Raw genomic sequence first — 9,101 nt, forward strand, 5'->3', positions numbered from 1 at the left:
GTACAGGTCTGAAGGCCCCCTCCGATTCCCTCGCCCCACCCACCGCCCCGACCGACCCTGGGAACCCTTCCCGGCCACCGGACCCGGACGACCCCGAGACCGCCGCTGGGGGTGAGCGACCTGTCGGCCCCGGCTCCACCTCCGGTCCTGCCGGGTGTGAGGGTGCTGCTGGGACGGAGGTCCCCTCATCCCCGGCGGAGGCCGACACTCCTGCCCGGCCCAGGCCGCCCTCCCGCTCCGCCCAGGCCACACCTTCCGCCGGAGCCTCCGCTTCCCCCGAGCCTGCCGCACTGTCCGAGGCGCGGCCGTCCGAGCCCATGGCTGCCGCCGAAGCCGAGCGGAACCGCCTGCCCACGGCTCCCGCCGAGCCTGCGGATTCGGCTGCCTCCGCCTCCCCCGGGGGAGCCGCACTGCCCGACCGGCTACCCGATGCCGTAGCGGCCGCTGAAGGTGAGCAGAACCCCCTGGCCACCGCTTGCGCCGGGTCTGTGACCCCCGCTCAGCTCGACGCGCGGCCGCCCGAGTCCCGAGCTGCCGCCGAGGCTGGGCAGAACCACCGACCCCTCGCCGGGCCGGCGGCTCTCACTGGACCTGCGACTTCCAGCGGGCCGGCGGTCTCCGCCGTGGCCTCCGCGTCCTCCGAGGCTGAGCAGAACCCTCAACCCATGGCTCCCGCTGGGCCTGCGACCCTCACCGGCCGCGCGGCCCCAGCCGACCCTGCGGCTTCCGCCCATCCCGTGACCCAAGCCGACGCCGCCAGTCCCGCCGGGCAGCCGAGTCCAACCGACCCCACACCCACAACTGGCTCCGCCACCCCCACTCACCAGGCCCTACGGCGCCGTACCACCCACCTCTGGCGGCTCCTGCTCGCCTGTGTTCCCGGGCTCGCCGTCGTGCTCGGGCTCGTGCTGTGTGTGAAGGGGATCGAGCGGACGGTCGACGACAGGGTGGCCGGGGCCGCTGCGGTGGCCCGGCAGGGGAACGTGCCGTCGAGCGCGCCCCGCCCTCACATCGTCGCGAGGTCGGTGTGGGCCGCCGGTGGCGACGGGAGCACCGCCGCCCGTACCCCGCCGCCCCCGCACTACGACGACAAGGTGCTCGCGGTCTTCGTGCACCACACCGACTCGCCCAACGACTACGACTGCGCCGACGCACCCCGCATCATCCGCTACCTCGCCGCCGGCCAGACCGGTGCCCGGGACTGGGACGACATCGGCTACAACTTCCTCGTCGACCGCTGCGGCACCATCTACGAGGGCCGTGCGGGCGGCGTCGACCGCCCCGTCGTCGGCGCCCACACCCTGGGCTTCAACCACCGCACCGCGGGCATAGCCGCCCTCGGGACCTTCACCGTCGGCGTCCCCGTCCCGCGGGCGATGACCGACGCGATCGCCGCCCTGGTCGCCTGGAAGCTCGGCCTCGCCGGCATCGACCCGCGCACCACCGTGCGCCTGACCTCCAGCAACAGCCTCAGCCGCTACAAGGCCGGCACCACCGCGGCACTCCCCGCCCTCGCGGCCCACGGCGACGCCTACATGACGACCTGCCCCGGCGCCGCCCTCAAGGCCCGCCTGCCGGAGATACGGCAGGCGGCGGCCCGTCTCCAGGGCAGGACGTGACCCCGCGCCCTCACAGCTTTCCCGCAGGCAGCTCAAGGACCACGCCGAGACAGCCGCCCTACCGTCATGCACACGCACTGACCGGAGGTGGGGAAGAAATGAACAGCAGGCACTCGAACACCACGTGGACCGCCCGCGGCCCCTGGGCGGTCGTCTGCGCCGTGGCGGCCGTCGTCCTCGGCCCGGCCGCCGTCACCGCGTCCGCGCTCGACCAGGCCAACGCCGCCCCGCTGCACCACACGGCGAAGGCCGACCAGGCGCAGGCGTACATCCCGACGGACACCACCCGGCGCCGGAACGCGCCGGCCTGACGGGCAACGAACCGGGAGGGGCTCAGCCCCTGAACCGCTCCCACAGCTTGGGGTACCGCTCCGCCAGCACCCGGTCGTCCTCCAGGTCGACGGGCGTGCCGAGCGGCTCGGAGGCCGCGGGCGGGAGGCCCAGGTCGGGCGCGACGGTCCCGGTGAGCTGCTCGTAGGCCTCGTCGGCCGCGTAGCCCAGCTCCTCGCCGTCGCCGTCGATCTCGTCGTCGAAGTCGGCCAGCAGGCCGGCGAGCGAGTCGGGGTCGTGCACCGCGCCCTCGTACACCTCGCGGCCCTGGCCGATCAGCCAGCACCGGAAGAAGTCGAAGGCGTCGTCGCTCGCCCCGTCCAGCAGGATCCAGGCGGCGCCCCACAGGTCCCAGGTGTACGCGCGGTTGAAGCGGGCCTCGAAGTGACGGGCGAAGTCGAGGACCATGTCCGGGTCCAGCCCGAGCAGCCGGTCCACGAGCAGGTCGGCCTGTTCCTCGGGGTCGCCCTCGGCGGCCTCGCGGGTGGCGTCCACCAGCTCCCAGAACTCCGTCTCGTCCATCACGGGTCCAGCATCGTGCCTGGAGGGGTGGGGCGCACGTGGAGTGCGGCGGATTGTTATGTCCCGTACAGGCGGCCCAGCCTTCTCGCGTCCTCGGCGAACCGGGCCCGCAGACTCTCCGGAGCCAGTACTTCCACCTCCGGACCCAGGGCCGCCAACTGCGAGTGGGCGATCTGCTCGGACTCCACCGGGAGCGTCACGGTCAGCCATCCGTCCCCGTGCGCCGCTTCCGCGGCCGCCAGCGCCTCGCGCGCGGACGCCGGATCGACGACGTGGGGAAGCCGTCGCACCCCGTCCGGGGACAGCCGTACGACGACCTCGGCGTGCAGGATCGACCGCGCGAACCGCTCGGCCTGCGCCTCCCAGAAGCCGGGGAGGTCGAAGTCCTCGTCGCGCTCGAAGCGGGCCTCGCCGGCCGTCACCGCGGTGAAGCGGTCGATCCGGTAGACCCGGTACGCACCACTGTCCGGGACACGCGCGCACAGGTACCAGACGCCCGCCTTGAGCACGAGCCCGTACGGCTCCAGCTCCCGCTCCACCTCGCCCTCGCGGCCGCGGTAGCGCGCGGTGACCGGTCTGTCGTCCCACACCGCGTCCGCCACCGCGGGCAGCAACTCGGGCGTCTTCGGCTCGGTGAACCAGTTCGGCGCGTCCAGGTGGAAGCGCTGGGCCGCCGTGCGGGAAGCGTCCCGCAGCGAGGGCAGCAGGGCCGCCGAGACCTTCAGCCGGGCGGCGGAGGCGGCGTCCTCCAGCCCCATCTCGCGCAGCGCCCCCGGCACCCCGGACAGGAACAGCGCCTCCGCCTCGCCGCGGGCCAGCCCGGTCAGCCGGGTCCGGTACCCGCCGATCAGCCGGTACCCGCCGGCCCGCCCCCGGTCGGCGTACACCGGGACCCCCGCCTCCGACAGCGCCTGCGCGTCCCGGGTCACCGTCCGCTCCGACACCTCCAGCTCGCGCGCCAGCTCGGCGGCGGTCATGGACGGCCGGGACTGGAGCAACAGCACCATCTTGATGAGCCGGGCAGCACGCATACGGCCATGATGCCGGGGCCCACTGACAACGAAGGGGCACGGCAGCCGCCGTACCCCTTCGTCGGACGTGTCGGAGCTCAGGGCCTCACAGCCCGTACTTCTCCCGTGCTTCCTTCACCGCCGTCGCCTTGACCTCGCCGCGGCGGGCCAGCTGGGCCAGGGCCGCGACCACGACCGACTCGGCGTCGACACCGAAGTGGCGGCGGGCGCCCTCACGGGTGTCGGAGAGGCCGAAGCCGTCCGCGCCCAGCGAGGACCAGTCCTGCTCGACCCACTGCGCGATCTGGTCCGGGACCTGGCGCATGTAGTCGGAGACCGCGAGCACCGGGCCCTCGGCGCCGTGCAGCGCCTGGCGGACGTACGGGACCCGCTCCTCGCCGCGCAGCAGGCCGGCGTCGGCCTCCAGCGCGTCGCGGCGCAGCTCCGTCCAGGACGTCGCGGACCACACGTCGGCCGCCACACCCCACTCCTCGGCCAGCATCCGCTGTGCCTTGAGCACCCAGTGGATCGCCGTGCCGGAGCCCAGGAGCTGGATGCGGGGGGCGTTCGCGACCGGGGACAGGCCCGCGGACTCCGCGGTGTTGAAGCGGTACAGGCCCTTGACGATGCCCTCGTCGATGCCGAGGCCCGAGGGCTTCGCCGGCTGCGGCAGCGGCTCGTTGTAGACGGTCAGGTAGTAGAAGACGTTCGGGTCCTCACCCGGTGCCGCCTCGCCGTACATACGGCGGATGCCGTCGCGCACGATGGTGGCGACCTCGTAGGCGAACGCCGGGTCGTACGTCAGGGCCGCCGGGTTCGTCGCCGCGATCACCGGCGAGTGGCCGTCGGCGTGCTGGAGGCCCTCGCCCGTCAGCGTCGTACGGCCCGCCGTGGCGCCGACGAGGAAGCCGCGGCCGAGCTGGTCGCCGAGCTGCCACATCTGGTCGGCCGTGCGCTGCCAGCCGAACATCGAGTAGAAGATGTAGAACGGGATCATCGCCTCGCCGTGCGTCGCGTACGACGTCGAAGCGGCGATGAAGTCGGCCATCGAACCGGCCTCGGTGATCCCCTCGTTGAGGATCTGGCCGTTCTGGGCCTCCTTGTAGTACATGAGCTGGTCGCGGTCGACCGGCTCGTACGTCTGGCCCTTGGGCGAGTAGATGCCGAGGGACGGGAAGAGGCTCTCCATGCCGAAGGTGCGCGCCTCGTCGGGGACGATCGGCACCCAGCGCCTGCCCGTCTCCTTGTCGCGGACCAGGTCCTTGATCAGGCGGACGAAGGCCATGGTGGTGGCGACGTTCTGCGAACCGGAGCCCTTGTCGAAGGAGGCGAACGCCTTCTCCGCGGGGGCCGGCAGCGGGGCCACCGGGTGGACGCGGCGGGCCGGGGCGGGACCGCCGAGGGCCGCCCTGCGCTCCTGGAGGTAGCGCACCTCGGGGGAGTCGGCGCCGGGGTGGCCGTAGGGGACCACGCCGTCGACGAAGTCGCTGTCCTTGATGGGCAGTTCGAGAAGGTCGCGCATGGTCTTGAACTCGTCCACCGAGAGCTTCTTCATCTGGTGGTTGGCGTTCTTCGACGCGAAGCCCTCGCCGAGGGTGTGGCCCTTGACCGTCTGGGCCAGGATCACGGTCGGCGCGCCCTTGAACTCGACGGCGGCCTTGTAGGCGGCGTACACCTTGCGCGCCTCGTGGCCACCGCGGGAGAGGTGGAAGCACTCGAGGATCTTGTCGTCGGACAGCAGCTTCGCCATCTCGACGAGCGCCGGGTCCTTGCCGAAGAAGTCCTGGCGGATGTAGGCGGCGTCGCGCGTCTGGTACGTCTGCACCTGCGCGTCGGGTACCTCGCGGAGCCGTCGTACCAGTGCGCCCGTGGTGTCGAGCTGGAACAGCTCGTCCCAGGCGTTGCCCCACAGGGACTTGATGACGTTCCAGCCGGCACCGCGGAACTGGGCCTCCAGCTCCTGCACGATCTTGAAGTTCGCGCGGACCGGGCCGTCGAGGCGCTGGAGGTTGCAGTTGATGACGAAGGTCAGGTTGTCCAGACCCTCGCGGGAGGCGAGCGCGAGTGCCGCGGTCGACTCCGGCTCGTCCATCTCGCCGTCGCCGAGGAAGGCCCACACGTGGGAGTCGGAGACGTCCTTGATGCCGCGGGCCGTCAGGTAGCGGTTGAAGCGCGCCTGGTAGATCGCGGAGAGCGGGCCGAGGCCCATGGAGACCGTGGGGAACTCCCACAGCCAGGGCAGGCGGCGGGGGTGCGGGTACGACGGCAGGCCGTTGCCGCCCGACTCGCGGCGGAAGTTGTCCAGGTGGGACTCGTCCAGCCGGCCGTCGAGGAAGGCGCGGGCGTAGATGCCGGGGGAGGCGTGGCCCTGGATGTAGAGCTGGTCGCCGGACCCGTCGGCCTCCTTGCCCTTGAAGAAGTGGTTGAAGCCGGTCTCGTAGAGCCAGGCCGCGGAGGCGAAGGTGGCGATGTGGCCGCCGACGCCGTACTTGCTGCCCCGGGTCACCATGGCGGCCGCGTTCCAGCGGTTCCAGGCCGTGATCCGGGACTCCATCTCCGGGTCACCGGGCAGGCCCGGCTCCGCGGCGGTGGGGATGGTGTTGACGTAGTCCGTCTCGAGGAGCTTCGGCAGCGCGATGCCGTTGCCCTCCGCCCTCTCCAGCGTGCGGCGCATCAGGTACGCGGCACGGTGCGGGCCGGCCGCCTTGGCGACCGCGTCCAGCGAGGCCTGCCATTCGGCGGTCTCCTCCGGGTCCCGGTCGGGGAGCTGGTCGAGCTCGCTGGGCTGGATGGCGTTGGGGTCGGTCATGTCGCCGCCTTCCTCAGTCGAAGGGGGTTCCCTCATCGGTAAGGGTTCGGGGGTGCCCTTGGTCTTTGGCAGGACAGGGCGGAGGGCCCCGGTAAGGGCCCGTCGGCGACTCTAACTCGCTGATCGATGATCGATCAAAGGGTTGAGGGGCAAAACTTCTCGATGACGAGAAAGTAGGCACGGGGTGTCTCCCGGAAAGACACCGGGTGCCTTGTTTTCGAAGGTTTTCCGCAGGGTTTTCGCAGGTGAGCGCTGGTGTGCTCGAACGCGTCAGGCCCGCGGAGCGCACCCCAGCACATGCGCCTTCACGATCTCCGGGATCCGCGGGTCCCGGCGCTTGAACGCCGCCACCAGCTCCTCGTGCTCCTCCGCGTAGGACTGCTGGACCGTCCCCAGCCAGCGGATCGACAGCGCGGTGAAGACCTCGATGCCCAGCCCCTCCCAGGTGTGCAGCAGCACCGAGTTCCCGGCCGCCCGCACCAGCTCACGGTGGAAGCCGACCGTGTGCCGCACCTGGCCGGTGCCGTCGGAGTCCCGGTCCGCCTCGTACAGCGCGGCCACATGGGGCTCCAGGGCCGAGCAGTCCTGCGCCAGCTTCTCCGCCGCCAGCTCCGCCGCGATCGCCTCCAGGCCGGCCCGGACCGGGTAGCTCTCCTCCAGGTCGGCCGCCGTGAGGTTCCGCACCCGTACGCCCTTGTTCGGCGCGGACTCGATCAGCCGCAGCGACTCCAGCTCGCGCAGTGCCTCCCGCACCGGCGTCTGGCTGACCTCCAGCTCGGTGGCGATCCGGCGCTCCACGATCCGCTCGCCCGGCTGCCAGCGCCCGCTGACGATCCCCTCCACGATGTGCTCGCGGATCTGTTCGCGCAGCGAGTGGACGACGGGCGCGGTCATGAGAGCTCCTTAAGGGCGTTTGACGTAAAGACAATAAGGCCGGGGGCCCGTCCGGGAGGGGCGCACGGGGGCGCTTTCATGCAGGTGAGACGAGGCTTACACGCTCCCAGCCGCACGGCTTCTGTCAAGACACGGAACCCCGCGGCCTCCAGGTGTGTCGCGTTGGTCAGGGGGTTCCCACGCGGGGCGCCCCAGCGCACCACGGGGGGACGGCATGCACATCGGGGGACGACGGGGACTGGCCGTCACGGCCGTGATCGGCGCGCTCGTCGGCGTGGCGGGCTGCGGACAGCCGGCCGCGCGGGCGACGGCGGAGACGGCACCGAGCACTTCGCGGGCGATCACCGGCATGGCGGGTGCGGCCCCGGGCAGGGGTGCGGCCTGCGTGTTCGTCAAACCCGACGGGGCCCGGCGGTTCGGGCACGTCGGCTGGGGGTTCGAGGTCCCGGGCACCGGCCGCTGGGTCTACGGCGCCGTGGAGAACCCCGGCGGAAAGCTGTACACCCCGCCGGGCGGCGACATCGGGGCCTGGCACGCCGAGGGGTCGTACGACCGCATGCTGAGCGAGATGTCGAGGGACGCGCACTACCCGGGGACGTCCGAGCACCCGTACAGCCGTTACCGCTGCACCAAGACCCCGACATACGACGTGGACCGCGCCCGCGCCATGATCCGTACGGTCGAGGGGCGCGGGTTCCTCGTCGGCGTGGACCCGAGGACCGGCGAGCTCACCTCGCGGGACTGCCTGGACGCCACCTACGACGTGCTGAAGGCCTATCGCACGAAGCACCTCACGCGCGCGCCGAAGCTGTCCGTCCCCAACGTGTGGGTCGAGGAGCTGTGGGGCTGGTCGGACCGGCGGCTCACGCCCAGGTGAGGAAACGCCGGTGCCCCCGCCCGGAGACCGGGCGGGGGCACCGTACGAGCGAAGCGCCTTACAGGCCGAGCTCGACCTCGAACTCGCCCGCCTCCAGGATCGCCTTGACCGCGGTCAGGTAACGGGCCGCGTCGGCGCCGTCCACCAGACGGTGGTCGTAGGAGAGGGTCAGGTAGGTCATGTCGCGGATGCCGATGACCGTGCCCTCCTCGGTCTCGATGACCGCCGGACGCTTGACCGTGGCACCGATGCCGAGGATCGCGACCTGGCCCGGCGGCACGATGATCGTGTCGAAGAGCGCACCGCGCGAGCCGGTGTTGGAGATGGTGAAGGTCGCGCCGGACAGCTCGTCGGGCGTGATCTTGTTCGCGCGGACCTTGCCCGCGAGCTCCGCCGTGGCCTTGGCGATGCCGGCGATGTTGAGGTCGCCCGCGTGCTTGATGACCGGGGTCATCAGGCCCTTCTCGGAGTCCACCGCGATACCGATGTTCTCGGTGTCGAAGTAGGTGATCGTGCCTTCGCCCTCGTTGATCTTGGCGTTGATCGGCGCGTGCGCCTTCAGCGCCTGGGCCGCCGCCTTGACGAAGAACGGCATCGGGGAGAGCTTGACGCCCTCACGGGCCGCGAACGCGTCCTTGGCACGGGCGCGCAGCTTCATCAGACGGGTGACGTCGACCTCGACGACCGAGGACAGCTGCGCCTGCTCGTGCAGCGCCTTGACCATGTTGTCGCCGATGACCTTGCGGATGCGCGGCATCTTGACGGTCTGGCCACGGAGGGGAGAGGCCTCCAGGGACGGCGCCTTCTTGGCGGCGGCCGGGGCGGCAGCGGCGGCCGGAGCCGGAGCGGCGGCAGCGGCCTTCGCGGCCTCGGCGGCGGCGATGACGTCCTGCTTGCGGATACGGCCGCCGACGCCGGTGCCCTTGACGCCGGCCAGGTCCACGCCGTTCTCCGCGGCGAGCTTGCGCACCAGCGGGGTCACGTAGGCGCCGTCGTCACCGGAGGTCGCGGCAGGAGCCGGGGCCGGGGTGACCGGGGCG

Annotated in this window: 8 protein-coding genes; 3 read left to right on the top strand and 5 right to left on the bottom strand. The window is 71.9% G+C overall.

The features are described from left to right. Positions 1-905 precede the first annotated feature (905 nt). On the top strand, positions 906-1,619 hold the full coding sequence (locus tag AOJ26_RS31090) for a peptidoglycan recognition protein (protein WP_234358715.1): 714 nt from the start codon (positions 906-908) through the stop codon (positions 1,617-1,619). A gap of 98 nt (positions 1,620-1,717) precedes the next feature. Then, positions 1,718-1,930 carry a hypothetical protein gene (locus AOJ26_RS31095; RefSeq protein WP_053851704.1) on the top strand — a complete coding sequence of 71 codons (213 nt, stop codon included), beginning with the start codon at positions 1,718-1,720 and terminating at the stop codon, positions 1,928-1,930. Positions 1,931-1,952: 22 nt separating this feature from the next. Here AOJ26_RS31095 and AOJ26_RS31100 read toward each other — a convergent pair whose 3' ends face one another. From AOJ26_RS31100 to AOJ26_RS31115, 4 genes are all read right to left on the bottom strand, one after another. After that, complete coding sequence (locus tag AOJ26_RS31100; RefSeq protein ID WP_053851705.1) at positions 1,953-2,471, bottom strand: DUF4240 domain-containing protein; 519 nt, start codon at positions 2,469-2,471, stop codon at positions 1,953-1,955. A gap of 56 nt (positions 2,472-2,527) precedes the next feature. Beyond that, positions 2,528-3,502 carry a helix-turn-helix transcriptional regulator gene (locus tag AOJ26_RS31105; RefSeq protein WP_053851706.1) on the bottom strand — a complete coding sequence of 325 codons (975 nt, stop codon included), beginning with the start codon at positions 3,500-3,502 and terminating at the stop codon, positions 2,528-2,530. 85 nt (positions 3,503-3,587) lie between these two features. Then, a complete protein-coding gene (gene aceE / locus AOJ26_RS31110; protein ID WP_053851707.1) occupies positions 3,588-6,290 on the bottom strand; it encodes a pyruvate dehydrogenase (acetyl-transferring), homodimeric type in 2,703 nt (900 codons plus the stop codon). Between the two features lie 270 nt (positions 6,291-6,560). Continuing rightward, positions 6,561-7,184 (bottom strand): GntR family transcriptional regulator, encoded by a 624-nt coding sequence (locus AOJ26_RS31115; RefSeq protein ID WP_053851708.1) that lies wholly within the window; start codon positions 7,182-7,184, stop codon positions 6,561-6,563. A 214-nt stretch (positions 7,185-7,398) separates the two neighbouring features. Between AOJ26_RS31115 and AOJ26_RS31120 the strand changes: the two genes are divergently transcribed. Then, the gene (locus tag AOJ26_RS31120) at positions 7,399-8,061 is read left to right on the top strand and encodes a hypothetical protein (RefSeq protein ID WP_053851709.1); all 663 of its coding nucleotides are present in this window, start codon (positions 7,399-7,401) and stop codon (positions 8,059-8,061) included. A 58-nt stretch (positions 8,062-8,119) separates the two neighbouring features. Here AOJ26_RS31120 and sucB read toward each other — a convergent pair. Next, on the bottom strand, positions 8,120-9,101 hold a 982-nt coding region (sucB, locus tag AOJ26_RS31125; protein WP_063790348.1), incomplete at its 5' end, for a 2-oxoglutarate dehydrogenase, E2 component, dihydrolipoamide succinyltransferase.

The organism is Streptomyces sp. NRRL B-24085 (assembly GCF_001282115.1).
GTDB lineage: Bacteria > Actinomycetota > Actinomycetes > Streptomycetales > Streptomycetaceae > Streptomyces.